The following is a 26,062-nucleotide window of genomic DNA, read 5'->3' on the forward strand; positions in this document are numbered from 1 at the left end:
CGACGCCTCACACGACGGGCTGTCCTCGGTCTGTTGACCGCTGAGGCGGCTGCCGCGACCGTGGTGCTGAGCCACGGCCACCCAAACGAGGTCGTGTCATCGGCGCCCGCGCCGTCACCATCACCCGCGCCGTCAGCGCCGACCACCACGCGGCTCGCTGATGGCCGGACAGTCGAACTCCTGATTCTGGACCCCGGCTCGACGCTGCCGGGCCGCATCACCGGTGAGCTCGACGGTGCGGTCGCCGCGGTCAGCAGCTTCTGGGGCGACGACTGGCGTCGGCAGATCACCATCGTGACCACTGGCACCGACGAGGAATTCCGGGCACTGGCCGGTGGCCGTCAGGAGTTCGCCGCGGCCACCACCGTCGACCGCATCGTGTTCGCGCCCGGCGCCGCCGCGATGGGACCCGGCGCCCTGCGAATCGTGTTGCGCCACGAGCTTTTCCACTACGCCTCACGGCCCGTCACGGCCGCCGCCGCGCCCTGGTGCCTCACCGAGGGCGTCGCCGACTACGTCAGCCGCCCGCGTACGCCGCGTCCCGCGCCCGCCGATATGGCAGTACTGCCCACCAACGCCGACTTTCAGGTCACCGGACCGGCACTGTCGCTGGCCTATGACCGCGCCTGGTGGTTCGCCCGGTTCGTCGGCGCGCAGTTCGGCGATCCGGCCCTGCGCCGGTTGTATCTGGCGGCGTGCGGTGTCGGGCACCCCGACCTGGACACCGCGCTGCATGCCACCCTCGGCCTGGACCGTGACGCGCTGACCGCTGCGTGGCAGCGATGGCTCGCGGCCCGGGTCTGACGCGATAGCCTGACCGCGATGTCATCCCGGGTTCTGCTGCTGACCAATGATTTTCCGCCCCGCCGTGGCGGCATCCAGTCGTATCTGGAGAACCTGGTCGGCGAGCTGCTCGGCCGCGGGTCACACGAGCTGACGGTCTACGCGCCGAAATGGAAGGGCGCCCCGGAGTACGACCGGGCCGCGGCAGCCGCCGGATACGAAGTGGTCCGTCACCCGACGACGCTGATGGTGCCGGAACCGACAGTCGCGCTGCGGATGCGCCGAATCATCGCCGAGCACGACATCGACACCGTGTGGTTCGGCGCGGCGGCGCCACTGGCCCTGCTGGCCCCGCTGGCGCGCGACGCCGGAGCAAGTCGGGTGGTGGCCAGTACGCACGGCCACGAGGTGGGTTGGTCGATGCTGCCCGTCGCGCGAAACGCGTTGCGCCACATCGGGAACAACACCGACGTGGTGACGTTCGTCAGCCACTACACCCGCAACCGGTTCGCCGCGGCATTCGGGCCGGACGCGGCACTGGAATACCTGTCGCCCGGGGTGGATGTGAACCGCTTCGTCCCCGACGAGGTGGCCCGGGCCGAGCTGCGGGCTCGCTACGGGTTGGGCCGGCGCCCGGTGATCGTCTGCCTGTCGCGCCTGGTGCCGCGCAAGGGGCAGGACATGCTGATCCGGGCGCTGCCCACGATTCGGCAGCGGATCGACGGTGCCGCGCTGGTGATCGTCGGCAACGGGCCCTACCGCGACGATCTGCAGAAGCTGGCACAGCGCTACGACGTCTCCGACCATGTGGTGTTCACCGGCGGCGTGCCCGGCGACGAACTACCGGCGCACCACGCGATGGCCGACGTCTTCGCCATGCCGTGCCGCACGCGGGGGAACGGGCTCGACGTCGAGGGACTGGGCATCGTCTTCCTCGAGGCCTCGGCCTGCGGGGTGCCGGTGGTCGCCGGTGACTCCGGTGGCGCGCCGGAAACCGTCGTGGCAGGCAAGACCGGTCACGTGGTCGACGGCCGGGATGTCGCCGCGATCGCCGCGGCCATCGGCGACATCCTGGCCGATCCCGACCGGGGCGCCGCGATGGGCGCCGCCGGCCGTCAGTTCGTCGTCGACAACTGGCAGTGGAAGCTCAAGGGCGAACGGCTCTCGGAATTGTTGTAGTGCTCCTTCGTCGCGTCAGCTGTAGAGCGCCGCGATCTCGGCGGCGAACTTCTGGGCGACCACGTTGCGCTTGACCTTGAGCGTCGGCGTCAGCTCGCCGGTGTCCTCGGTGAAATCGACGGGCAGGATCTGGAACTTCCGGATCGCCTCGGCCTTGGACACGGTCTGGTTGGCGTCGTCGACGGCCTTCTGGACCTCGGCGACCAGCTCGGGGTCGGCGGCGAGGTCTCCGACGGATGCGCCGGCGTCCTTGCCGTTGCGTTGCTTCCAGCCCTCGAAGGCCTCGGGATCGATGGTGATGAGCGCGGCGATGAACGGCTCCTGATCGCCGACGCACATGGCCTGACTGATCAGCGGGTGCGCGCGCATGACGTCTTCCAGTGGCGCCGGGGCGACGTTCTTGCCGCCGGCGGTCACGATGATCTCTTTCTTGCGCCCGACGATCGACAGGTAACCGTCGTCGTCGATGGCACCGAGGTCACCGGTATGGAACCACCCGTCGGTGAAGGCCTCGTCGGTGGCGGTCGGGTTGTTCCAGTAGCCGCTGAACACCACGCCGCCGGACACCATCAACTCGCCATCTTCGGCGACCCGCATGCTGTTGCCGGGCACCAGCTTGCCCACGGTGCCGACCTTCAACTCGCCGATCCGGTTGACGGTGATGGCGGCGCTGCTCTCGGTGAGGCCATAGCCCTCGTAGATGGTGACGCCGACGCCGCGGTAGAAGTGGCCGAGGCGGGCGCCGAGCGGGGCGCCGCCGGAGATGGCGCCGACGCAGTTGCCGCCCAGGGCGGCCTTCAGCTTGCCGTACACCAGCTTGTCGAACACCGCGTGCTTGAGGCCCAGAAGCAGACCGGCACCCCCGGGGGTCTCCTGCGCTTTGCTCCACTCAATCGCCGTGTCGGCCGCGATCTGGAAGATCTTGCCCTTGCCGTCGTTGCGGGCGTTCTGCTCGGCGGTGTTGTACACCTTCTCGAACACCCGCGGAACCGACACCACCAGCGTCGGCTTGAACACCCCGAGGATCGGGACCAGGTTCTTGATGTCGCTGGTGAAGCCGAGCGTCACCTGGTTGCTGAAGCCGGCGACCGCGACCGCGCGGGCCAGCACATGTGCCAGCGGCAGGAACACCAGCAGCTTCTGGCCCTTGGCCAGCAGGTCGGGGAAGCAGGCCTTGACGCCGCGCAGCTCGGACAGCAGGTTGGCGTGGGTCAGCTGGCAGCCCTTGGGGCGGCCGGTGGTGCCCGAGGTGTAGATGAGGGTGGCCGGGTCGCTCGACCTGATCCCGGCCAGGCGGGCGTCCAGTTCGGCGCGGTCCACGCCGGCACCGGCGGCGGCCAGCTGTTCGAGGGCGCCGTCCTCGATCACCAGCACCTCGCCGAGCGCGGGCACCTCGGACCGGATGGACTCGATCTTGGCGGCATGGGCGTCGGTCTCGGCGAACGCCAGGACAGTGCCGGAGTCGGCGAGCACGTGCCGGATCTGGTCGGCGGCGGAGGTCTCATAGATGGGTACCGTCACCGCACCGATCGACAGGATCGCGAAGTCGATGATGGGCCACTCGTAACGGGTCGCCGACAGCAGCACCACGCGGTCGCCGGCCTTGACGCCCTTGGCGATCAGACCGAGTGCGGTGGCCCGGACCTGGGCGGCAACGTCGGCGCTGGTCACGTCGGTCCAGGTGCCGTCAACCAAGCGCTGGATGGCTACGTGGTTGGGATCATCGCGCTCGAGGGAGTACACCGGGGCGGCGACGTTGTCGTACTCGCCGACGGTGAACGATGCGGGAACGCTGAACTCACGCACGGTGTGGGGCCTTTCAGGTCAGAGCAAAGCAGTACTGGCAGCGCCGTGACAGCAATGCCGTGCTCAGCGTAGTCGGGTGCTTCGTCACAGCGTGGAGCCGTATGTGAAGCTGGTGGGGATGAACAGCATCCAGATCGCCGACGAGACCTTCGTGTGCGCCGACCCTGCCGCTGTCGGTGCCGCCGTGGCGAACCAGAGCAGCTGGCGGCGATGGTGGCCGGACCTGTCGCTGACGGTCGTCGAGGACCGTGGCCCGGCGGGGCAGCGGTGGACCGTCACCGGCGCGCTGACCGGGACCATGGAGGTCTGGTTGGAAGGCGTCATGGACGGTGTCGTGTTGCACTACTTCCTGCACGCCGAGCCGACGGGTGTGACGGGCGCGGCGCTGGCGGAGCTGAACTTGGCAGAGCTCAACCATCGGCGCCGGGTGGCCGGTAAGGACATGGCTTTCGAGATCAAGAACGACCTCGAGCGGACCCGCCCGGTGGGCGTGTCCCGGTTGGCCTGAGGCCCGCATCGCCCGGCCAGGGCCGCGCGCTGGCGGTACATTGAGAGCTCGGCAGACGGGCGTCCGACGCCTGTGTCGGCATCGTTAACTCGGGGAAGTGGAAACGTGGCGGACAAGACTGCGCAGACCATCTACATCGACGCCGATCCGGCGACCGTGATGGACGTTATCGCCGACATCGGCTCATATCCCGACTGGGTTGCCGAGTACCCGGAGACCGAGGTCCTCGACATCTACCCCGACGGAAACCCCAAGACGGCCCGGATGGTCCTCGACGCCACAGTCCTGAAGGACACCATGGTGTTCGCCTACCGGTGGCCCGCCGACCGCGAGTCGGTGAGCTGGTCCCTGGTGTCCAGCACGCTGCTGAAGGCGCTCGAAGGCACATACCGATTGTCGCCCAAGGGTTCTGGCACCGAGGTGACATATGAACTGTCGGTCGATCTGATGATTCCGATGATCGGATTGCTCAAGCGCAAAGCCGAGCGGCGGCTGACCGACACGGCGCTCAAGGATCTGAAGAAGCGAGTCGAGTCTGAGTGAGGCGGACCCTGCTGGGCGTGCCAGGATCAGTCTGTTCGTCGGTAAGGGTGGAGTAGGGAAATCGACGGTGGCCACGGCCACCGCGGTACGTGATGCGCGGGCCGGGCAGCGCGTGCTGATCGTCTCGACGGACCAGGCGCATTCCACCGGCGACGTGCTCGGCGCGGACGTCCCGCCGACCGGCTTGCGGGCGCCCACGCAGGTGCCCGTCGACGATGGCGCCGGCGTCGTCGTCGACGCCCTGGCACTGGACACCCTGGCACTGCTGGAAGCCCGGTGGCGTGAGGTGGCCGCGGTGCTGGTCGCCCGTTTCCCGGAATCCGATGTGGGAGATGTTGCACCGGAAGAGCTTTCGGCGCTGCCGGGAATTCAGGAAGTGCTGGGACTGCACGAGGTTGCCGAGCTGGCGGCGTCGGGCAACTGGGACCACGTGATCGTCGACTGTGCTTCGACGGCCGACGCGATGCGGATGTTGACGTTGCCCGGGGCATTCGCGCTGTACCTGGAGAAGGCCTGGCCGCGGCACCGGCGGCTGTCGGTCGGTCTGGCCGACACGAAGACGATCGCCATGGTCGCGCTGGTCGAGCGGCTGGCCGCCGCCACCGAGGCGCTGGGCGAGCTGCTGGACCAGCCGCACGTCACCGCGCATCTGGTGCTCACCCCGGAACGGGTGGTGGTGGCCGAGGCGGTGCGGACCCTGGCGTCGCTCACCTTGATGGGCGTGCACGTGTCCGAGCTGATCGTGAATCAGGTTCTGATCCAAGACGATTCGTACGAGTATGTGAACCTGCCGGCGCACCCGGCCTTCGACTGGTACGCCGAGCGCATCGCCGAGCAGCGCAGCATGCTCAGCGACCTGGACGCCGCCGTCGGCGATGTGCGGCTGGTGCTGGTGCCGCATCTGGCGGGTGAGCCCATCGGGCCCAAGGCGCTGGGGGAGCTGCTGGAGGCGTCACGGCTGCGCCACGGTGCCCCGCCGCCCGCCCCGCCGCGCCCCATCGTCGACCGCGAATCGGGTTCAGGATTGGCCGCCGTCTACCGGCTGCGGATAGAATTGCCGCAAATCGACCCGGAGTCCCTGACTCTGGGGCGCGTCGACGATGACCTGATCATCGGCTCGGGCGGCACCCGGCGCCGGGTCCCGTTGGCATCTGTCCTACGCCGTTGCATCGTGACCGGCGCGTCGTTGCGTGGCTGTGAACTGACTGTCCGTTTTCGCCCTGACCCGGAGGTGTGGCCCAAGTGACGCACACCAATTTCGGGGCGGGGGCATTCGGGGCCGAATTCCTCGGCGACTTACCGGTGGACCTGCGGCTGCTGGCCCAGGCCTTGATCGACAAGATCGACCCCGTGGTGCGACTGTCCGTGGCCATGCTCGCCGACGGCGAGAATCCGAGTGACTGCAACCAGGTGTGGTGCCCGGTATGTGCGCTTGTCGCACTGGCCAACGATGAGCAGCATCCGATGCTGACGGCCATCGCCGAACACAGCACCACCTTTCTGGACGCGGTGCGTGCCGCGCTCGCCGACCGGGGGCCTGTGGGCCCGCATCCGGAACCGCCGACGGACCCGTCCGGTCCGGGCGGCAGACACCCCCAGTCCGACGATCCCGAGACTTCACCAGGTCCGGGCCGGTATCAGTCCATTCCGGTATCTGTGGAGGAATGACCAGTCCGCTGCGCGCTGTGGTCGGGCCGACAGTCGGTAGGTAAAGTTGTCGAGGGCACCGTCCGGGGGCCCGCAGCGGGAGGTTCGATGTTCTTCTGGTTCTACAAGTACATCTTGATGGGCCCGTTGCTGCGCCTTCTGGGCCGTCCGAAAGTCACGGGGCTCGAATATGTTCCGGACAGTGGCGCCGTCATTTTGGCCAGCAATCACCTGGCCGTCGCGGACAGTTTCTACCTGCCGCTGGTGCTGCGGCGACGGATCTACTTCCTGGCCAAAGCCGAGTACTTCAACGGCACCGGCATCAAGGGCAAGTTGACCAAGTTCTTCTACTCGTCGACCGGCCAGGTGCCCATCGACCGCACCAACGCGGACTCTGCGGCCGATGCGCTGACCGCCGCGGCCAAGATCCTGGATCAGGGCACATTGCTGGGCATGTACCCCGAGGGCACCCGGTCGCCGGACGGAAAGCTCTACAAGGGCAAGACCGGCCTGGCCCGTATCGCGCTGGAGACCGGCATCCCCGTCATCCCGGTCGCGATGATCGGCACCGATGTCGTGAACCCGCCCGGAAGCAAGATGTGGCACTTCGGCCGCGTCGAGGTCAAGTTCGGCAAGCCGATGGACTTCCGTCGCTTCGAGGGCCTGGCCGGTAACCGGTTCATCGAGCGCGCCGTGATCGACGAGGTCATGTACGAGCTCATGCGACTGTCCGGCCAGGAGTACGTCGACCTCTACGCGGCCGATGTCAAAGAGGGCAAGACGCCGCCGCCCGCGATCAAAGCGGGCTGAACGCGCCAGAACGACACGCCGAGAGTCGCTGTCACCATCTGACCGCAATCCTCGGCTTGGGTGATTCCCTCAGCCCGCTCACCGCTCCGCCAACGTAACGCGGCGGCGGAAAATCGGCTCTCGGACCGCCGTGGGGTCACAGTCGCGCCGGCTGGGACGCGACCCGTGGTCAGTTCGTTGCCGAGACCGGCGCGATGTGCTCCGTCACGTCGGGTGCCGGCGTTCCGCGGCCGGTGATGGTGCCCGCTGCGGCGATGACGGCCAGTCCCCACCACACGTACGAGCTGCCGAGCACCTGGCGCCACAGCGCCGCGTCGACCTCGTGATGCTCGGGCAGCAGCCGGATCGGGGTGAAGATCAGCAGGAAGGCGCCGATCGCGCTCACCGCTGCGAGGGTGGCGCTGCGCTCCCGGTAGGCGACCACGGTGATGGTCACCATGGTCGGCAGGGCCCACACCCAGTGGTGCGACCACGACACCGGTGACACGACCAGCCCGAACATCGCCACGCACATGAGGGCCAGCACCGGTTGTCCCGCGCGGAGCACCCGATGCGCCGCCCACACCGTGAGCGCCAGCACCGCGAAGCACAGCAGCACCCAGAGCACGAATCGCGGCGTCGCCGACATCCCGAACCGGGCCAGTGTGCCGGAGATGTTCTGGTTGGTGTTCAGCGTCGCGGTGCCGATGCGGTCGGTGTTGCGGACCGTTTTGGTCCAGTACTCCCACGAATCGCCCCAGGCCAGGGCGAACGCGAACAGCGTGACCACGACCGACGACGCCACCGTCGTCAGCAGCGCGCGGAAATCGCGACGCAGCAGGACGTACAGAAGGAACACCGCCGGGGTCAGCTTGAGGGCGATGGCCACCCCGAGCAGGACACCGCGCGGCCACGGCGTGCGGCGCGGGACGCAGTCGGCGATCACCAGCGTCATCAGGACGACGTTGATCTGACCGAAGTTGAAGTTGGACCGCACCGGTTCGAGGAACAGCATGGCCGGTCCGACGATGGCGGCGGCGAGCCAGCAGCGGCGGGCCAGGGCCGAGCCGCCGAGTTCCGACTGCGGCCACACGTCCAGCCGGGTCAGCACGATCACGACGGACACCAGCAACAACGCGAACGTCGTCACCGTGATGGCCACGCTGGCCCCTGGCAGCGGGAGCCAGGCGAACGGCGCGAACATGATCGCGGCCAGCGGCGGGTAGGTGAACGGCAGGTCGATGCCCGCTTCAGTACGGAAGATCGTGCTCTCGCTGTACAGCGGGGTGTTGTTCAGCCAGGCGCGGCCGCCCATCCGGTACACGTCGATGTCGATCCGGTACGGCGTATGACCCAGCAGCCGCCAGGCGCCCCATACCAACGTCAACGTGGCCAGCAACTGCAACAGCCGCCAGGCCAGCGGTCCTGCGGAGGTAGGCAGCACCCCGGGTCTGATACGCATCTCGCCGGACAGCCTATCGGGGGCACCGGCGCGCCGGTGCCCTGCGGGGCAGTGACACGCATACACGGGCGTAAGTTTCTGGCCGTGCACTCGCCCTTACCTACGGAGTTCGTGTCCAGTGGGCGGCTGCCGTTGTTGTGGTGCCTGATTGCGTTCATCCTGACGTTTTTCGTGACGCGCACCGTGGTGCGGTACATCCGCGCGCACGCCGACAACCCGGCCCCGCGCAAATGGTGGCAGCCGCGCAACATCGGTCATGGCAGCCTGCACATCCACCACGTGGTGATCGGTGTGGTGCTGGTGATGGTGTCCGGGGTGACGATGGTGACTCTCGCGGTCGACGGCGGCGTCCCGGAATTCACCGTGGCGGCAATCTTTTTCGGCATCGGTGCGGCGCTGGTCCTGGACGAGTTCGCGCTGATCCTGCATCTGTCGGACGTGTACTGGGCCGAGGACGGCCGTACCTCGGTGGACGCGGTGTTCGTCGCGATCGCCGTGGCGGGGCTGCTGGTCCTCGGGTTCAACCCGCTGTCGTTCTTCGACATCACGGTCTGGCGTGCCGACCAAGATGTGGCGGCCCGCGTCATGGTCGTGGCACTGGCCCTCGTCACGCTGGCGATGGCGGTCATCGTGCTGCTCAAGGGCAAGGTGTGGACCGGCCTGATTGGGATGTTCATCACACCGCTGCTGGTCGTCGGTGCCATCCGGTTGTCGCGGCCGCACGCGCCCTGGGCCCGTTGGCGGTATACGAGCAGGCCCCGGAAGATGCACAAAGCGCTGGAACGCGAGCGGTGGCTGCGCCGGCCGGTGGTGCGGGCGAAGCTGTGGTTACAGGATGCGATCGCCGGTATGCCAAAGTTTCCCGACGACGCGGCCGTGGACCAACAACTCGACCGTGAGATCCATGCGGCACCCGCGCCGCCGGACCGAATCCCGACCGAGGTTGCCTGAATGAAGTACTTCTACGACACCGAGTTCATCGACGACGGTCGCACCATCGAGCTGATCTCGATCGGCGTGGCCGCGGAAGACGGCCGCGAGTACTACGCCGTCTCCTCGGAGTTCGATCCCGACCGGGCGGGCTCCTGGGTGCGCAAGAACGTGCTGCCGAAGCTGCCGTCGCCGTCGTCGAAGGTGTGGCGTTCGCGCCGGGAGATCCGGTCGGAGCTCGAGGACTTCTTCAGCATCGACGGCGACGAACCGATCGAGCTGTGGGCCTGGATCGGCGCCTACGACCATGTGGTGCTGTGCCAGTTGTGGGGGCCGATGGCCGACCTGCCGCCGACGATGCCGCGCTTCACCCGCGAGCTGCGGCAGTTCTGGGAGGACTGCGGCAGCCCGCGGATGCCACCGCGGCCGCGCGACTCCCACGATGCGCTGGTCGACGCGCGGCACAACCTGGACCGCTATCGGCTGATCGCCGAGATGATGACGGCGCCCCGGTAAATCAGCTGGAGTAGCAGCCTCACCAGACTCGGAACGGCACGCTGGTGACGGCTGCGTCGTTCGGGCCGAACTGGACCGTCAGCTGCAGGGTCCATAGTCCGGGGCGTGGTGCGGTCGCGTACGTGCTGTGCCAGCGGCCGTCGGTGCCCGCGGTGAAACGCACGGGCAGGGAGGCGATCTCGGCGCTCGACAGGGTGCCCCGCAGCCCGGTGGCGCCGGTCGCGGTGATGTCGATCGGGATGGCGCCGTGCCGCGTGGTGTCGAGATGCACCAGTGCCTGCCGGTCCTGATCCAGCGGGGCGGTGGCGGTGAAGCCGGGGCCATATGTGGTGCGGGCCGGCGGCTCTCCGGTCAGCACCGTGGTCATCAGCAGCACCAACACCGCGAGCGCGGTTTCCAGCGGCACGGTGCGACGCAGCCGTTCCTGGATGAGTCTGCGCCGGCCCAGATACGCCAGGGCGGCCATCAGCGTCACCAGGAAAACCTTGGCGCACAAGGCCATTCCATAGCCCGTCGACCACAGCGACTCGATGGGCGACACCTGCCGCCACGCCTGGTACTCGCCGCTGAGTAGGACTGCGGCCACGCAGCCGAACGCCACCCGCGACCAGCGCTGCAGCTCGTCGGTCCGGCGTGCCGGCAGGACGACCAGCGTCAGGACACCCAGTCCGCCCACCCACAGCGCCATGGCCAGCAGGTGCACGGTGGTGACGGTCGTCGCCAACCACGGGTCGGGCCCGGCCGCGGCGTGTCCGGAGGCGGCGACGCTGACCGCGAGTGCCGTCGCAACTACGAGGAACACAGGGGTACCGGCGCGGATGGTCGCCGCAAGTACGACGAGCAGGGCTGCCTGCACGTAGAGCCGCACATCAGCTCCGGTGGCGACGACATCGATGGTGGTCGCCGCGGCCAGCAGCACCCAACCGATGCCGGCCAGGATGCGGGTTCTGCGCAGCGCGAGTGCCCAACCCCACACCAGCCGGGCCGCCGCGAGTACGCCGACGCATAACGCCAGGCCGGTGTACCGGAGGCCGCGGGCGACGTCCGAGGCGGCCGAGGCGGCCGAGGACGAGGGGACCGAATGGGCCTCCGGCGGTGCTTCCGGAGCTTGCTGCACCCCGAAACTCACCGACCCGGATACCTCGTGGCCGTCGGCCGACATCAGCCGCCACGTCGCGGTGTAGCTGCCGCGAGGCAGGTGCGGCGGCAGGTCGAGTACGACGGTGGTGTTGCCCGACTGCTGCCGGACGCCCTGGTCAATCCGGCCCCCGGTTGCCGAAATCACCTGTACCGCACCAGGGATCAGGCGAACCGGTTCATCGAACGTCAGGATCACCCGGTTCGGCGCGTCCGGCACGGAGGCGCCGTCGACCGGATCGCTGGAGACCAGGACGGCGTGCGCCTGCGCGAGGGGAGCAGGCAGCACGAGCGCGAGCAGGGCCGCCAACAGGACGACCGGCAGCGCTGCGACCGATCTCAATTCTCTGGTCGTGACGTCGTCTTTCGCCGGGACGATGCCAGGTTGGCGATGCCCAGCAGCAGCGCGACCACCGACACGGCCAGCGCCGTCAGGCCCGGCCAGGCGGGTGTCGCGGGCGCCGGGGCGGCGGCTGTGGCCCGGTCGTGGTCGCCGCCGCCGGCGGGCTTCAGGTGCAGGGTCGGGGCCGGGTGCTCAGGCTCGGGCTGGCCCGGGGTGGCCTTCTCGTTCCAGTTCACCGTCTTGCCGTCGCTGTAGGTCTGCACGGTCGGGAGCGCCAGCGTGTTCACCTTGGGCAGCGGGCCGGCCGAGATGGCGAACACGTTGAACTGATGCGGCGGGATGGGTGCGTCTGCAGCGGTGGCCTTCCACTCGACGGACGATACGTACTCCGTGACCTCGACACCGTCGTCGTCCTTCTGCGGTGCGGGCAGCTTCTTCTTGGTGATGGTGGCGGTCCAGCCGGCCTTCTGCTGGGTGCTGACCGAGATGATCGGCTGGTCATCGGGCAGGACGACCAGCAAGCCGGTGGTCGACGCGGTATCCGACTCGGTCGGCACGCGGAAGTTCAGCACGCCCCAACCACCCTGGGTGGCGTCGCCGGTCACGTTGACGTGGGCGGCAGCCGGCGCGGCCACCGCGACGGCGCAGGCCGCCGTCGCGGTGACGGCGGCAAGGGTCTGAAGAGGCTTAGCGGCCTGAAACAGCCTGGGCATGTTGTCCTTTCGGGAGGGTCAGACGGCCATGACAGCGAAGGCGGCGCTCATTCCGAGCGCCATGAGCAGGTCGGCATACGGGCGCTTCGGCCCGCGCACCAGCAGGTAGAACCACCACAGCGCGGCGGCGCAGAATCCGATCGCGAGCACGACGCACACCGTTGTGAACCAGCCCGGGGGCGTCACGGCGACGGCGCCGTGACCGAGGTGCGCGCTGTGGTGGCCGGAGGCTTGCGCGGTTGCTACCGGGACGCCGGCATTCGGCGCCATCAGCAGGCCCATCAGTGCCATCGCGGCCATCATGGTGCAGTGGTAGACGGGGTGCGGCAGCTCGAAGCCGAACAGCGCGAGGTAGGCGAAGTACAACGCGCCGGCGGTGAACACCAGGACGTACAGCAGCGGTGACACCCGCATGCCGGCCGGCCAGAGCATCGCGATCATGCCGGCCGACGCCAGTGCGTGCCACACCCCGACGCCGCGCTGCCCGGGGACCCGCCGCCCGGCGCCCGCGAACAGCAGCGCCGCCACCGCGAACACGACAGTCAGCGCCCAGCGCAGGGTGGAGTCGGCGATCACGCTGTTATTAGTCGGATGAAAGAGGTTTTCAGTTCCCGGAAGTCTTGGCCCGCATGTCCGGTTGCGATCGGTCCAGCGGGGTCAGCGCCACACCCAGCCAGCAGACGGCCAAGACCGCGGCTGACACTAAGCCGGCCAGCGGCCACCACACCGCGACCCGGGCCGGCGACGTCTGGCACCACCACACCGCGCCGAACCCCGCCGCGGTGGCCACGCCCGACAGGTACAGCGCGGCGCAACATACGCGGAACCGCTTGCGCCACAAGGCTGTTGCCGACGCGACCGCAGCCAGGGTGAACAGCACGGCGACGACCGTCGGTACCCAGCGATGGGTTTCGGACCAGCAGACGCCGGCGGACACCGCGAGTACGACGACAGCGACGGCGGTGGGGTAGCGGCGCGCGGGGCCGATCCAGACTTCATCGAACACCCGGCGCCCGATGGCGCTGAGGGTGTGTTCGAGGTCGATCGCGTGGCGGGTGGACAAGCCGAGCTCCGTTCAGTCTGCAGAACAGTTTCGCAGAGTTGGTCGGATGCGCGCCCCCGCGGGTTCCGCGACGGGTCAGCCCGCGCTCTGGTCCTGGTTCGCGGCGCGCAGGAGATCGTCGCGGGCCCGGGCGACCCGGGAGCGGATGGTGCCGACGGGGCAACCGCAGATTTCGGCGGCCTCGGCGTACGACAAACCCAGAACCTGGGTCAGCAGCAGCGCTTCCCGGCGGTCGGAGTCCACCCCGTCGAGCAGCATCCGGATCTCGACGATGTCCTCGAACCGCGCCGTCGGCTGGTGCATGTCGATGACGGTCTCGGGCTCGATGGCGGCGCTGCTGCGCGGGCGGCACTGCTTACGCCGGATGTGGTCGACGACAACGCGGCGCGCGATGGACAACAGCCAGGTGCGGGCGGTCGACCGGCCGCGGAACCGGGACAGCGAGCCGAGCGCCCGCAGGTAGGTCTCCTGCGTCAGATCGTCGGCGCTGCCGGGCTCGTCGAGATAGGCGACGGTGCGCCAGACATCGCGCTGGGTAGCCTTGATGAACTGCTCCAACGCGGCGCGATCACCCCGGCCGGCGGCCAGCGCCAGGCGCGTCACTTCGTCGTCGTCGCCGCGGCTGTTCACAGCCCGACCATATGTGACGAGTGCCGGGAACTCACAGCCGGGCACATCCGACCAATATTTTTGGGTTGGTCCGCTCACGCGGGGACAATAGGAGGATGATGACGGCCTCGGTCAGCACAGTGGGTGGCAGCGCGGTCGGCGCTGCCGCAGCCGCCGACGACAGTGCGGCCGCCCGCCGGGTGCAACTCGACGTGACCGGCATGTCGTGTGGTGCCTGCGCCGCGCGGGTCGAGCGCACGCTCAACAAGATGCCGGGTGTCCGCGCCTCCGTGAACTTCGGCACCCGCGTGGCGACGGTCGACGCGCTCCCCGACATCGCCGATACCGATCTGTGCGACGTGATCCGCAAGGCCGGCTATGAGGCCGAGCCCCGCTCGGGTGTGACCAACGCGGACCGCGACGACGAGGATCTGTCGCACGCCCGGTACCTGCTGCGCCGCCTGCTGGTGGCCGCGGTGTTGTTCGTCCCGCTCGCCGACCTGTCGGTGATGTTCGCCGTCGTCCCGAGCACCCGGATCACCGGGTGGCAGTGGATCCTGACCGCCCTGGCCCTACCGGTCGTGACGTGGGCCGCCTGGCCGTTCCACCGCGTGGCGCTGCGCAATGCCCGCAACCGGGCCGCGTCCATGGAGACGCTGATCTCGGTCGGCGTGACCGCTGCCACGGTGTGGTCGCTCTACACGATGTTCGTGGGCCATCACGCCACCAACAGCACCGGCGTCTGGCAGGCCCTGGCCGGCAGCGACGCGATCTACTTCGAGGTCGCCGCGGGTGTCACGGTGTTCGTGCTGGCCGGCCGCTACTTCGAGGCACGGGCCAAGTCCAAGGCGGGCAGTGCGTTGCGGGCGCTCGCGGCGCTGAGCGCGAAGAACGTCTCGATCTTGCTGGGCGATGGCACCGAGATGGTCATCCCGGCCGAGGAGCTCGCCGAACAGCAGAAATTCGTGGTGCGCCCCGGCCAGACGATCGCGGCCGACGGACTCGTGGTCGAGGGTTCGGCCGCCGTCGACACCAGCGTCATGACCGGTGAGGCCAAGCCGGTCCGGGCCACGCCGGGCAGCAGCGTCATCGGCGGCACGATCGTTCTCGACGGCCGGCTCATCGTGGAAGCCGCCGCAGTCGGCGCGGACACCCAGTTCGCCGGCATGGTGCGGCTGGTCGAGGAAGCGCAGGCGCAGAAGGCCGAGACGCAGCGCCTCGCCGACCGCATCTCGTCAGTGTTCGTGCCCTGCGTTTTCGGCATCGCCGCGCTGACCGCGCTGGGCTGGGCCCTGGCCGGTGCGGGCCCGGACAAGGTATTCGCCACGGCGCTTGCGGTCCTGGTCATCGCCTGCCCGTGTGCGCTGGGCCTGGCCACACCGACGGCGATGATGGTGGCGTCCGGACGTGGCGCCCAACTCGGCATCTTCCTGAAGGGGCACCGGTCGCTCGAAGCGATCCGGGCCGTCGACACCGTCGTCTTCGACAAGACCGGCACCCTGACCACCGGCCATTTGGCCGTCACCGCCGTCACCGCAGTCGACGGTTGGGAGAACGAGGACGTGCTGGCGCTGGCCGCGGCGGTGGAGTCGGCCTCCGAGCATGCGGTCGCAGTGGCCATCACGACGGCCGCGCCGGAGCACGAGCCCGTCACCGATTTCCAGGCTGTCCCCGGCCGCGGCGTCGTCGGCTTCGTGGGGGAGCGCGGGGTGCGTATCGGCAAGCCGTCCTGGGTGGCCGGCGGTACCGCGGTGCCCGCGGCCCTCTCCGAGGCGCGACGCGGCGCGGAATCCCGCGGGGAGACGGTGGTTTTCGTGGCCGTCGACGGTGCGCTGTGCGGTGCCGTTGCGGTGGCTGACGCGGTCCGCGAATCGGCGGCGGGTGCCATCGCGGCGCTGCACGAGCGCGGCCTGAAGACCATCCTGCTGACCGGCGACAACCCGGCGGCCGCCGCGGCGGTCGGTGCCGCGGTGGGCATCGAGGACGTCATCGCCGACGTGCTCCCGGACGGCAAGGTCGACGTCATCCAGCAGCTGCGCGACCGCGGCCGCATGGTCGCGATGGTGGGTGACGGCATCAACGACGGCCCGGCGCTGGCCTGCTCGGATCTGGGTCTGGCCATCGGCCGCGGCACGGACGTCGCGATCGGCGCGGCGGACATCATCCTGGTCCGCGACAGCCTGGATTCGGTGCCGCAGGCCCTGGACCTGGCCAAGGCGACCATGCGCACCATCCAGATGAACCTGGTGTGGGCGTTCGGCTACAACATCGCCGCCATCCCGGTGGCGGCGGCCGGCCTGCTCAACCCGCTGATCGCGGGCGGGGCCATGGCCTTCTCGTCGTTCTTCGTCGTGTCGAACAGCCTGCGGCTGCGTAACTTCCGGTGATTTGTGCACGATCTGGTGCGCTGAGCGGACCTGATCGTGCACAAATCCCTTACTGCTGGCCGCGCTGGCGGGCCAGTTCGCGCAGCATCGCGTTGTACGCATCCAGGTCGTCGTCGCCGTAGTTACCGTCAGAGTGCCGGTCCGAGCGCGATGCGGCGCGGCGATCCTGCTTGGCCCACTGCGCCACCAGCGCGATGACCACCAGGATCACCGGCAGTTCGCTCGAGCCCCAGGCGATGGCGCCACCGAGGTGCTGGTCGGCGCCGATGCTGGACAGCCACGGCAGGCCGACGAACTTGTAGAACGGCCCGCCGATGGTGGCGGTCATGGTCATGGTGGCGATGCCGAAGAACGCGTGAAAAGGCATGACTGCGAACAACAATCCGAGCCGGCCCAGGAACGGCAGGCGCTTCGGGCCCGGGTCGATGCCGATGATGCCCCAGTAGAACAGGTAGCCGACCAGAAGGAAGTGCACGCTCATCAACTCGTGGCCCCAGTGGTAGCGCACCAGGGTGTTGAAGATCGAGGTGAAGTACACCGCGTACAGCGACGCGACGAACAGTACGAAAGCCACGATCGGATTCGACAGTGCGGCGGTGACTTTCGAGTGCACCAGCCACAGGATCCATTCGCGCGGCCCCGGCGGGGCGTCGGGACCCGCGGGTGGCAGGGCGCGCAGCGCCAGGGTCACCGGACCGCCCAGCACCAGCAGCACCGGGACGAACATGTTGAGGGTCATGTGCTCGCCCATGTGCACGCTGAACATCGCCGACCCGTAGGCGCGCACACCCGAGCTGGTGGTGAACAGCAGTACGGCGCAGCCGATCAGCCACGAGAGCAACCGGCCGGCGGGCCATTCGTCGCCGCGGCGGCGGAGCTTCAGATAGGCGTACACGTACGCGCCGGCGAGCACGATCGCACCGATGCCGATGAAGGTGTCGAACCGCCAGACCGTCAGCAGCCGAACCACATTCGGTGGGTCCGGCAGTTCGTAGCCGAGGAAGATGTCCCACGTGGTGAATTGGTGATGCAGTAGACGCGGCGCCGTCTGTACGGCCATGGCGGACACCGCGGCGAGCGCGGTGATCGCGGGCAGGCAGGTGGCCGGCGGTGACGGCTTGGCGCGGCGCAGTGCCGCGGCATCGGTGATCCAGGACGCGGCGAGCGCTATCGCGGCGACGATGGCCCACCGCCCATAGCCGCTGCCCGTCAGCCCGGTGGGGCCGAGTTGTTCGGCCAGCAGCAGCACGCCGTAGATCAGGGCCGCGGTTCCGCAGGCGACCTGGATGAGCAGCACGCGCCGGTAGAGGTCGGCGGCCGGTGGGCTGACGACGGCGGCGATCTTCGTGCCGGCCAGCACCGCCAGCACCACCGCGAGCACGATCACGGCGCTGGTGGTGTAGTCGTGGTCGGGGCCTTCGCTCGCGTTGCCGGTGACCGGCAGTGCCAGCACGCCGATGACGCTGGGCAGCAGCAGCACGACCATCGCGATCCAGCGCACGCTGAACCGCAGCGTCAGCGCTACCACCGCGGCACACACGGTTGCGGCGATCCAGCCGCGGGACATCTCCGAGGCGCCGATGGCCTCGCCCAGCCGGCCACTTTCCACGAGCCGCAGCGCCGGGGCGCCGGCGTCGGTCGCCGCCTGCACCACAACCATGAGCGCGGAGGCGACCAGCCACACCAGTGAAACCCGTTCCAGCACAAGGTGGATCCGGAAGGCCGGCGGGTCGATGACGCCTTTGGAGTCCGGTCGCGCGGTGGTGACGATGTAGAACAGCCCACCGAGGCAGATCGCGCCGGCGAGGACGGCCGTGAAGTACCCCACCGGCTCAGCGCACGAGGTGAGCGTGCCGGGGTAGCTGTCGCCCGTGGCAACAAAACGCTGGTCGCCCGAGATGAGTGCGTAGGCGACCAGTGCCACCAGCGCGGCCAGATACCCCAGCAACGGCACGAGCTGATCCCGTCGCTTCGCTGGCCCCGGTGACTGATCCCGTCGCTTCGCTCGCCCTGCTGCGAACCTGCCGGTCTGGCGCGGCGACGGCGCCTCGTCCGTGCCCATCGAAATACCGGCCTTCCACCTGAAGAACTGATCACGCCCAGTCTACGACCAGGTGTCGTAGAAATTTCCCGGGCGCAGGAACTCCTGGCCGCGCGGGCCGACCAATACAAATTGTGAGTCACACCCAACTGCCTGAATCGGACGTCCCCGCAACGTCCGATCCATCGCTGTGGAAGCGCTTTCGCCCGGCCTTGCTGCGGTTGCACTTCTACGCCGGTCTGTTCGTCGCGCCGTTCATCCTGATCGCTGCGGTCACCGGGCTGCTGTACGCGGTGATCCCGCAGATCGACAGCGCGGTGTACCGGCACGAACTCACCGTCGACCATGTCGGGGACCGCCAGCTGCCATTGGCGGCTCAACTGGCGTCGGTCCGCGCAGCCCACCCTGAGGGCACCGTCACCAGCATTCGGCCGCCCGCCGCGCCGGACGAGACGACGCAGGTGACGCTCGCGGTGGACGACGTCCCGGCCGACTACGCGCGCACGGTGTTCGTCGACCCGTACACCGGCGCGGTCCGCGGCGCCCTGACCACGTACGGCCAGTGGCTGCCGGTGCGCGCCTGGTTCGACGAACTGCACCGCAACCTGCACCTCGGGGCCTTCGGGCGGAACTACAGCGAGCTGGCGGCCAGCTGGTCGTGGGTGATCGCCGGTGTCGGCCTGCTGCTGTGGATCGGACACAACAAGGGACAGCCGCGCCGACTGGTCGTCCCGGATGTGCGGGCGGCGGGGCGGCGCCGGTTGCTGTCGTGGCACGGCACCCTCGGGGTCTGGATCCTCGCGGCGGTCGCGCTGCTGGCGGTGTCGGGCATGACATGGTCCCGGTTCGCAGGGGAGAACGTCGCCCAGCTGCGGACACAGCTGAGCTGGACCAGCCCGTCGGTCGACACCGCGCTACCGGGCCAGACGGCCGGCACGACGCTGGACGAGGCCACCGCGCTACGTGGTGCGGACGCGACGCTGCAGGTCGCACGCGATGCGCACCTGAGGACCCCGATGTGGATGTATCCGCCGGCGACCAGCGGGCAGGGTTGGCAAGTGGCCGAGCGCAAACGCGACTGGCCGACGCAGTACGACGCGATCGTCGTCGACCCCGCCACGAGCAAGGTGACGTCGCGGCTCGACTTCGCCGAGTGGCCGCTCATGGCCAAGATGACCGACTGGGTCATCGATCTGCACATGGGCATCCTGTTCGGCCTGGTCAACCAGCTGGCGTTGATCGCGGTCGCCATCGCGATGATCGTGGCGATCCTGCTGGGCTACCGCATGTGGTGGCGACGGCGGCCGACCCGCGGTGCCGGGTTCGCACTGCCCACCGGCCGGCGGCGCGGCGCGCTGTCGGCGCTACGGCCCTACGAGGCGGTGCTGCTCGTGCTGGTGCTCGCCGGCGTGGGTTCCTTCGCCCCGCTGTTCGGCCTCACCCTTGCCCTGTTCGTGGCGGTCGACGTCGCGCTCGGTTGGCGTCAGCGCCGGCAGGCGCTCCAATGATCGCCGACATCTGGCTCCGGTTGTTCGTGACCGCGCTGTTCCTCCTGAGTGCGGCACAATGCGTGTATGCCCTGGTCACGGCCCACGAGAACCGGACGTGGATCGACCAGACCAGCCGCGTGCTGCATCTGCTGATGGCGGTGGCGATGCTGGTCATGGCATGGCCGGCGGGGATGGCGGTGCCGAACCGGCCGCCCATGGTGCTCTTCCTGCTGGCGGCCGGATGGTTCGTCGTGGTCCTGCTGGTGCGCACCGGACACCGGGTCGCCGACGGCTATCACGCGGTGATGATGCTGGCGATGGCGTGGATGTACGCGGTGATGGATGGTCGGGTGCTGCCTGCGCAGTGCGCCGGGACGGTTGCCGACGTACCAGAGGCGTCGTCGTCGATGCCGTCCATGCCGGGCATGGACATGTCCGGCATGGCGACGCATTCCGGCCCGATGAGTGGCTGCGGGCACCCGCCGGAGTGGGTCGGCGTCGTGAACTGGACGGTCACCGGGGTGTTCGGCGTTGCGGCGGCGTGGTGGGCCATCCGCTACTTCACAGTGCGGCAGCAGCGCCCCGACGCTCCGGCGCACCTGTGGTTCGCCGTCGCCTGCCAGGCGATGGCGGCGGCCGGGATGGCGATCATGTTCGCCGTGATGGTCTGAAGCAGTGGCTCAGGCCGCGTTGCCGTCGGTGGGCCACAGATGGCCCCGGCGGCGCCCGCGCGAGGCGTTGTCCGGCAGCGTGATGTCGTCGAGCGTGGGCGCCGCGTCGCGATCCCGCCGGGGCGGCTCGCTGGTATGGCGACGCCATACCAGCACGGTCAGCACCACACCGGCCAGCGCCGGCAGATGGCTCAGCATGCGTACCGTACCGACCGCGCCGGTCAGTCCGTCGACGACGACGTAGCCGGCGAGCACCAAGGTGAACACCCCGCCGACGATGGCCAGACCCATGGCCGCGGCGGGCCGGGCGGCGGCGACCAGCATGGCGACGCCGAGCGCGACGGACCAGGCCGTCGATTCGTTGACCACGTGGCCGCCCATCGAATGGCCGACATGCACGCCGATGCTGACGCCCGCTGCCTGGAGCACGGCGAGCACGATCTGGATGGCGCCCACCGCCGTGAGGCTGCCGCGCACCCAGTCGATACCGGTGCCGTTGTCGGGCAGGGCAGGATGGGAGACGGTGTCGGCGACCGCGGTGACGCGGGTGCGGTCAGAGGCGATGAGCCCGCGCAAGAGTTCCATCTGGCCGTTCAGCTCGTCGTGCCACTGCCGGCAGTCCGGGCAGGACGCCAGATGCTCGTCGACGCGGCGCGCGGGGACGGGTTCGTGCTCGCCGTCCATCCGCGCGGACAGCGCCTCCCGAGCAATCTCGCACTCCACATCGTCAATAGTCGCGCACGGGGCCCGGTTTTCTCCCAGTGGTCCCGAATCCGTCGATCCAAGGCCGTCTTGGTGGGTAAATACTCGCTGGTCGGCGCCGGTACCATGGACACGTGAACTGGACCGTCGACGTACCCATCGACCAGCTGCCCGAGCTGCCCCCGCTGCCCGGGGACCTGCACGCGCGCCTTGCCGACGCGCTGTCCCGCCCGGCCGCGCAGCAGCCCAGCTGGCCCGCGGACCAGGCTGCCGCGATGCGCAAGGTGCTCGAGAGCGTGCCGCCCATCACCGTGCCGTCGGAGATCGAGAAGCTCAAGCTGCAGCTGGCCGACGTGGCGCAGGGCAAGGCGTTCCTGCTGCAGGGCGGCGACTGCGCCGAGACGTTCGTCGACAACACCGAGCCGCACATCCGGGCCAACATCCGGACCCTGCTGCAGATGGCCGTCGTGCTGACCTACGGCGCCAGCATGCCGGTGGTCAAGGTGGCCCGCATCGCGGGGCAGTACGCCAAGCCGCGCTCGTCGGACACCGACTCCCTGGGCCTGACGTCCTACCGCGGTGACATGGTCAACGGTTTCGACCCGGACCCCGCGGTGCGGGTGCACGACGCGTCGCGCCTGGTGCGCGCCTACGCCAACGCGAGCGCCGCGATGAACCTGGTGCGGGCGCTGACCTCGTCGGGCCTGGCGTCGCTGCAGCAGGTGCACGAGTGGAACCGCGAGTTCGTCCGCACGTCGCCGGCGGGTGCCCGGTACGAGGCGCTGGCGGGCGAGATCGACCGCGGTCTGAACTTCATGACCGCCTGCGGCGTCAACGACCGAAACCTGCAGACCGCTGAGATCTACGCCAGCCACGAGGCCCTGGTGCTGGACTACGAGCGCGCCATGCTGCGGCTGTCGACGGAGTTCGGCGAACCGCGCCTGTACGACCTGTCTGCGCACTACGTGTGGATCGGCGAGCGCACCCGCCAGCTCGACCATGCGCACATCGCGTTCGTGGAGACCATCGCCAACCCCATCGGCATCAAGATCGGCCCCACGACGACGCCCGAGATGGCCGTCGAGTACGTGGAACGCCTTGACCCGCACAACATTCCGGGCCGGCTCACGCTGGTCAGCCGGATGGGTAACGGCAAGGTGCGCGACGTGCTGCCGGGCATCATCCAGAAGGTGGAAGCCTCTGGCCACCAGGTCATTTGGCAGTGCGACCCCATGCACGGCAACACCCACGAGAGCTCGACCGGCTACAAGACCCGGCACTTCGACCGCATCGTCGACGAGGTGCAGGGCTTCTTCGAGGTGCACCGCGCGCTGGGCACCCACCCGGGCGGCATCCACGTCGAGATCACCGGCGAGAACGTCACCGAATGTCTTGGTGGCGCGCAGGACATCTCCGACGACGACCTGGCCGGCCGCTACGAGACGGCGTGCGACCCGCGCCTGAACACCCAGCAGAGCCTGGAATTGGCGTTCCTGGTCGCGGAGATGCTGCGCGACTAGAACCGCCCGCCGGTGGCCACTTACCGCGCGATTTCCGAGAAATCCGCGCAGTAGGTGGCCTCTCGGCGTTCTAGAACAACCCGTTGATATTGGTGCCGAGCGTCCAGGCGCCGGCGGCGACCAGCGCCGTCAGGGTGACGACCGCGATGACCCAGAAGAGCACGGCGCGCCGCGAGCGTTGCCGGGCCCAGGCGAAGTCGTCGAGGTCGATGCCCGCGAATTGCTTTGCGACCACGGGTGATTCGAGTAGGGCCGGGTCCATCGCCGGGTCCATGGTGAACTGCAGCGTGTGCTGCGGCGCTGGCTTCGGTGCCGGTGCCCGGCCCGTCGCCACCGTGGTGCGATCAGCCCGGCCGCGTTGGGCAGCCGCCGCGGTGTGCTGCGCCGAATTCTGCGGTGCCGGCACGCGGAATTCGGGCAGGCCCAGGTCGGTGACGATCGCGGCCAGCTCTGCCGCCATGTCGCCGGCATCGAGGTAGCGGTCGTCGGGCACGCGGGCGGTCGCGCACGCCACCAGGTCGTCGAATTGCTTTGGCACACCGGCGATTGCGGCGCTCGGCGGTGGCACGTCCTGGTCCAGTCGCTGATATGCGACGCTGAGTGGGTTGTCACCGGTGAACGGCGCGGTGCCCGTCAGGAGCTCGTACGCCAGGATGCCGACGGAGTAGACGTCGCTGCGCGGGTCGGCGTCCCCGGTGCTCACCTGTTCGGGGGAGAGGTACGCCGCGGTGCCGAGGATGACGCTCGTCGATGTGATCTTGGCCTCAGCTACCGCGCGCACCAGCCCAAAATCGGCGATCTTGACCTCACCGCTGTCGGAGATCAGGACGTTCTCGGGCTTGATGTCGCGATGCACCAGGCCGGCCTGGTGGGCCACCGCGAGGCCGTCGAGCATGGGAGCCAGCACGGCCGCCACCGCGTGCGGGGGCATGGGGCCGCGCTCGCGCAGCAACTCGCGCAGGGTGCCGCCCTCGACGAGTTCCATGACGAGATAAGGCGCCGCCCGGCTGATGTCTCCGCCGCCTTGGTCGTAAACTGCTACCAGCCCAGGGCTTTTCAAACCGGCGGCGGCGCGGGCCTCGCGCTGGAACCGGGTCAGGAACTGCTGATCGCCGGAGTACCGCGAATCCATGACCTTGAGTGCGACCAGCCGGTCAAGCCGGGTGTCCAGGCCGCGGTACACCGTCGACATGCCGCCGCTGGCGATCGGGGCATCCACGCGGTAGCGCCCGTCCAGCACCGTACCGATCAGTGGGTCGGGTTGGTGGGATGGCTGCACGTGGCAATCGTACGGCTCTAGAATCTCCTGGGTGAGCAGCATTCCGGCCGCCGAGGACGTTATCGATCCCGATGAAGCGGTCTACGACCTTCCCGCAGTGGCATCCATGCTGGGTATTCCGGTGACCAAGGTGCATCAGCAGCTGCGGGATGGTCATCTGATCGGAGTGCGGCGGGGTGGTGCCGTCGTGGTGCCCAAGATCTTCTTCGACGCCAAGGGTCATGTGGTCAAGCAGCTGCCCGGCCTGCTGGTGTTGTTGCGCGACGGCGGATACGACGACACCCACATCGTGCGTTGGTTGTTCACTGCCGACGAGTCGCTGACCCTCACCCGCGACGGCAGCACCGAACGCCACGTCAACGCCCGTCCGGTCGACGCGCTGCATTCGCACCAGGCCAGGGAAGTGCTGCGGCGCGCCCAGGCTATGGGGTACTAGCCGGCTCGGCTGTCGCCGTCGCCGTCTGCGGCTCCGGCGCGTGGGCCAGCGAGTACCACGCTGCCACGGCGCATCCCGTCGCCAGGATGACATGTAGCCAGGAGTACATGCCGTGCGATCCGTCGGGTTTGAAGATCACCATGATCCAGGTCGAGAAACCGGCGATCAGCGCGATCGCCGACCGGCTCTGCGCCAGTGCCGAGACGATCGCCAGCGGCCACGTGTAGTACCAGGGCAGCGCGGCGGGCACGAACAGCACGACGACGGCCATCACCAGCGCGATGCCGATCAGCGCCTCCCGGTCGGTGTGGCGGAATCGCCACCACAGCAACGGCAGGGAGATTGCGATGATCGCGATGCCGATGATGCGGGTGACGTCCAGTACCGCGTAGAAGCTGACGGTGGTGAACAGCCCGCCGATGGCGTGAATCAGGTTGGCCACAGCAGTCGGGATGGTCAGCCAGTTCACGATCTTCACCGAGCCGGCCAACGCGGTCAGCCAGCCGAGCCCGACGCCCGCCGCCACCGTGACCACGGCGAACACCACGGTGAAGATCGCTCCGGATGCGGCGGTCGCCGCGATCCAGGTGCGCACCGCGCCCCACGGGTGTCGTTCGCGTAACTGGCGCATCCAGACCCACACCATGAATGGAAGCGCCAGTCCCGCGGTGGCTTTCACCGCCACCGCGAGGGCGATCATGCTGACGCCGGCGATGGGATGCCGTTCGAAGGTCAGCGCGATGGCGGCCATCATCAGCCCGACCATCAGCATCTCGTTGTGGACGCCGCCCATCAGATGGATGATCACCAGCGGGTTGAGGACGCAAATCCACAGGGCGGCAGCGCTGTTGGCGCCGACGTGGCGGGCCACCCGGGGCGCCGCCCAGATCAACATGACCAGGCCGGGCAGCATGCACAGCCGCAGCAGCATGGTGCCCTGCACCACATGGTCGCCGACGATCATGGTGACGAATTTCGCCACCAGGATGAACGCCGGCCCATACGGCGCGGTGGTGGTGGTCCAGATCGGACTCACGTTGTCCAGCAACGAGTTCGGGTTGTCCACCGGCCCGACGAGATAGGGGTCCAGTCCGTCGCGCAGCAGCGCGCCCTGGGCCAGGTAGGAGTAGGTGTCGCGGCTGAACACCGGCACGCTCAACAGCAGTGGGGCCAGCCAGAAGCCGGTCGTCGCGATCATCGTGTAGTCGGTCGCCGTGCGGTCCACCACGCGCCGGCCCAGTGCCAGCCAGGCGACGAGCATCAGGGCCACGCCGGTCCACAGCAGGATCGACGACAGCACCAGTCCATGACCGAACCGGAACCACGACAGGTGCATCGACTCCAGCAGCGGATCGTGCTGACGGGTGCTCCCGGCGCCCAGCCCGCCCAGAGCGATCAGGATGGCGCCGGCAAAGCCGAGCAGCGCCGGGCGGCCCTCGTCGGATCGTCCGAACGTGGTCAGCCGGGCCAGCGCCCCGGGCGCAGTAGTCGAGGTGGTCATCGTCGGT

The 26,062-nt window shown here is 68.9% G+C and carries 25 protein-coding genes; 14 read left to right on the plus strand and 11 right to left on the minus strand.

Annotation, left to right across the window (positions count from 1 at the left end; all coding sequences use genetic code 11):
* Positions 1-33 precede the first annotated feature (33 nt).
* Together ACX12F_RS09615 and ACX12F_RS09620 are read left to right on the plus strand one after the other, a co-directional pair.
* Complete coding sequence (locus ACX12F_RS09615) at positions 34-804, plus strand: peptidase (protein ID WP_459369352.1); 771 nt, start codon at positions 34-36, stop codon at positions 802-804.
* A gap of 18 nt (positions 805-822) precedes the next feature.
* On the plus strand, positions 823-1,962 hold the full coding sequence (locus ACX12F_RS09620; protein ID WP_459369353.1) for a glycosyltransferase family 4 protein: 1,140 nt from the start codon (positions 823-825) through the stop codon (positions 1,960-1,962).
* Between the two features lie 15 nt (positions 1,963-1,977).
* Here ACX12F_RS09620 and ACX12F_RS09625 read toward each other — a convergent pair whose 3' ends face one another.
* Positions 1,978-3,768, minus strand: a complete 1,791-nt coding sequence (locus ACX12F_RS09625) for an AMP-dependent synthetase/ligase (protein WP_459369354.1) — start codon at positions 3,766-3,768, stop codon at positions 1,978-1,980.
* Between the two features lie 118 nt (positions 3,769-3,886).
* Between ACX12F_RS09625 and ACX12F_RS09630 the strand changes: the two genes are divergently transcribed.
* The 5 genes from ACX12F_RS09630 (at position 3,887) to ACX12F_RS09650 (ending at position 7,276) form a co-directional block, all read left to right on the plus strand.
* Positions 3,887-4,276, plus strand: a complete 390-nt coding sequence (locus tag ACX12F_RS09630) for a polyketide cyclase / dehydrase and lipid transport (RefSeq protein WP_459370292.1) — start codon at positions 3,887-3,889, stop codon at positions 4,274-4,276.
* A 105-nt stretch (positions 4,277-4,381) separates the two neighbouring features.
* Complete coding sequence (locus ACX12F_RS09635; RefSeq protein WP_459369355.1) at positions 4,382-4,819, plus strand: SRPBCC family protein; 438 nt, start codon at positions 4,382-4,384, stop codon at positions 4,817-4,819.
* A complete protein-coding gene (locus tag ACX12F_RS09640; protein WP_459370293.1) occupies positions 4,812-6,065 on the plus strand; it encodes an ArsA family ATPase in 1,254 nt (417 codons plus the stop codon). The genes ACX12F_RS09635 and ACX12F_RS09640 overlap by 8 nt, the downstream gene beginning before the upstream one ends.
* Positions 6,062-6,487, plus strand: coding sequence for a hypothetical protein (locus tag ACX12F_RS09645; protein ID WP_459369356.1), 426 nt, complete (start codon positions 6,062-6,064; stop codon positions 6,485-6,487). The genes ACX12F_RS09640 and ACX12F_RS09645 overlap by 4 nt, the downstream gene beginning before the upstream one ends.
* Before the next feature lie 87 nt (positions 6,488-6,574).
* The gene (locus tag ACX12F_RS09650) at positions 6,575-7,276 is read left to right on the plus strand and encodes a lysophospholipid acyltransferase family protein (protein ID WP_459369357.1); all 702 of its coding nucleotides are present in this window, start codon (positions 6,575-6,577) and stop codon (positions 7,274-7,276) included.
* A 169-nt stretch (positions 7,277-7,445) separates the two neighbouring features.
* Here ACX12F_RS09650 and ACX12F_RS09655 read toward each other — a convergent pair whose 3' ends face one another.
* Positions 7,446-8,717, minus strand: a complete 1,272-nt coding sequence (locus ACX12F_RS09655; protein WP_459369358.1) for a glycosyltransferase 87 family protein — start codon at positions 8,715-8,717, stop codon at positions 7,446-7,448.
* An 84-nt stretch (positions 8,718-8,801) separates the two neighbouring features.
* On the opposite strand from ACX12F_RS09655, the gene ACX12F_RS09660 reads away from it, so the two are divergent.
* Positions 8,802-9,668 (plus strand): hypothetical protein, encoded by an 867-nt coding sequence (locus tag ACX12F_RS09660; protein WP_459369359.1) that lies wholly within the window; start codon positions 8,802-8,804, stop codon positions 9,666-9,668.
* On the plus strand, positions 9,669-10,163 hold the full coding sequence (locus ACX12F_RS09665) for a polyadenylate-specific 3'-exoribonuclease AS (protein WP_459369360.1): 495 nt from the start codon (positions 9,669-9,671) through the stop codon (positions 10,161-10,163).
* 19 nt (positions 10,164-10,182) lie between these two features.
* Here ACX12F_RS09665 and ACX12F_RS09670 read toward each other — a convergent pair whose 3' ends face one another.
* From ACX12F_RS09670 to sigC, 5 genes are all read right to left on the minus strand, one after another.
* Positions 10,183-11,643, minus strand: coding sequence for a copper resistance CopC/CopD family protein (locus ACX12F_RS09670; protein WP_459369361.1), 1,461 nt, complete (start codon positions 11,641-11,643; stop codon positions 10,183-10,185).
* On the minus strand, positions 11,640-12,356 hold the full coding sequence (locus ACX12F_RS09675; protein WP_459369362.1) for a YcnI family protein: 717 nt from the start codon (positions 12,354-12,356) through the stop codon (positions 11,640-11,642). The genes ACX12F_RS09670 and ACX12F_RS09675 overlap by 4 nt, the downstream gene beginning before the upstream one ends.
* Before the next feature lie 18 nt (positions 12,357-12,374).
* Complete coding sequence (locus ACX12F_RS09680) at positions 12,375-12,932, minus strand: DUF5134 domain-containing protein (RefSeq protein WP_459369363.1); 558 nt, start codon at positions 12,930-12,932, stop codon at positions 12,375-12,377.
* A gap of 28 nt (positions 12,933-12,960) precedes the next feature.
* The gene (locus ACX12F_RS09685; protein ID WP_459369364.1) at positions 12,961-13,419 is read right to left on the minus strand and encodes a hypothetical protein; all 459 of its coding nucleotides are present in this window, start codon (positions 13,417-13,419) and stop codon (positions 12,961-12,963) included.
* Between the two features lie 75 nt (positions 13,420-13,494).
* Positions 13,495-14,049, minus strand: coding sequence for an RNA polymerase sigma factor SigC (sigC, locus tag ACX12F_RS09690; protein ID WP_138229737.1), 555 nt, complete (start codon positions 14,047-14,049; stop codon positions 13,495-13,497).
* A gap of 200 nt (positions 14,050-14,249) precedes the next feature.
* Here sigC and ACX12F_RS09695 point away from each other — a divergent pair, with 200 nt between their 5' ends.
* On the plus strand, positions 14,250-16,415 hold the full coding sequence (locus ACX12F_RS09695) for a heavy metal translocating P-type ATPase (protein WP_459370294.1): 2,166 nt from the start codon (positions 14,250-14,252) through the stop codon (positions 16,413-16,415).
* A gap of 49 nt (positions 16,416-16,464) precedes the next feature.
* Here ACX12F_RS09695 and ACX12F_RS09700 read toward each other — a convergent pair whose 3' ends face one another.
* Positions 16,465-18,477, minus strand: coding sequence for a cytochrome c oxidase assembly protein (locus ACX12F_RS09700; RefSeq protein WP_459369365.1), 2,013 nt, complete (start codon positions 18,475-18,477; stop codon positions 16,465-16,467).
* Between the two features lie 113 nt (positions 18,478-18,590).
* Between ACX12F_RS09700 and ACX12F_RS09705 the strand changes: the two genes are divergently transcribed.
* Positions 18,591-19,964, plus strand: coding sequence for a PepSY-associated TM helix domain-containing protein (locus ACX12F_RS09705; protein WP_459369366.1), 1,374 nt, complete (start codon positions 18,591-18,593; stop codon positions 19,962-19,964).
* Entirely contained in the window at positions 19,961-20,617 is a 657-nt protein-coding gene (locus ACX12F_RS09710) for a DUF5134 domain-containing protein (RefSeq protein WP_459369367.1), read from the plus strand. Before ACX12F_RS09705 ends, ACX12F_RS09710 begins: the two co-directional genes overlap by 4 nt.
* A gap of 9 nt (positions 20,618-20,626) precedes the next feature.
* Here the strand turns inward: ACX12F_RS09710 and ACX12F_RS09715 are convergent, their stop codons facing one another.
* Positions 20,627-21,340, minus strand: a complete 714-nt coding sequence (locus ACX12F_RS09715) for a zf-HC2 domain-containing protein (protein WP_459369368.1) — start codon at positions 21,338-21,340, stop codon at positions 20,627-20,629.
* A gap of 113 nt (positions 21,341-21,453) precedes the next feature.
* Between ACX12F_RS09715 and ACX12F_RS09720 the strand changes: the two genes are divergently transcribed.
* Positions 21,454-22,839 carry a class II 3-deoxy-7-phosphoheptulonate synthase gene (locus ACX12F_RS09720; RefSeq protein ID WP_459369369.1) on the plus strand — a complete coding sequence of 462 codons (1,386 nt, stop codon included), beginning with the start codon at positions 21,454-21,456 and terminating at the stop codon, positions 22,837-22,839.
* 70 nt (positions 22,840-22,909) lie between these two features.
* On the opposite strand, the gene ACX12F_RS09725 is transcribed toward ACX12F_RS09720, so the two are convergent.
* The gene (locus ACX12F_RS09725) at positions 22,910-24,160 is read right to left on the minus strand and encodes a protein kinase domain-containing protein (RefSeq protein ID WP_459369370.1); all 1,251 of its coding nucleotides are present in this window, start codon (positions 24,158-24,160) and stop codon (positions 22,910-22,912) included.
* Between ACX12F_RS09725 and ACX12F_RS09730 the strand changes: the two genes are divergently transcribed.
* Positions 24,150-24,554, plus strand: a complete 405-nt coding sequence (locus ACX12F_RS09730; RefSeq protein ID WP_459369371.1) for an Rv2175c family DNA-binding protein — start codon at positions 24,150-24,152, stop codon at positions 24,552-24,554. The two genes, ACX12F_RS09725 and ACX12F_RS09730, sit on opposite strands and share 11 nt — an antisense overlap.
* Here the strand turns inward: ACX12F_RS09730 and ACX12F_RS09735 are convergent.
* The gene (locus ACX12F_RS09735) at positions 24,541-26,055 is read right to left on the minus strand and encodes an alpha-(1->6)-mannopyranosyltransferase A (RefSeq protein WP_459369372.1); all 1,515 of its coding nucleotides are present in this window, start codon (positions 26,053-26,055) and stop codon (positions 24,541-24,543) included. The genes ACX12F_RS09730 and ACX12F_RS09735 overlap by 14 nt on opposite strands.
* Positions 26,056-26,062: the final 7 nt, after the last annotated feature.

The sequence above is a fragment of the Mycolicibacterium sp. HS_4_1 genome (assembly GCF_054515875.1).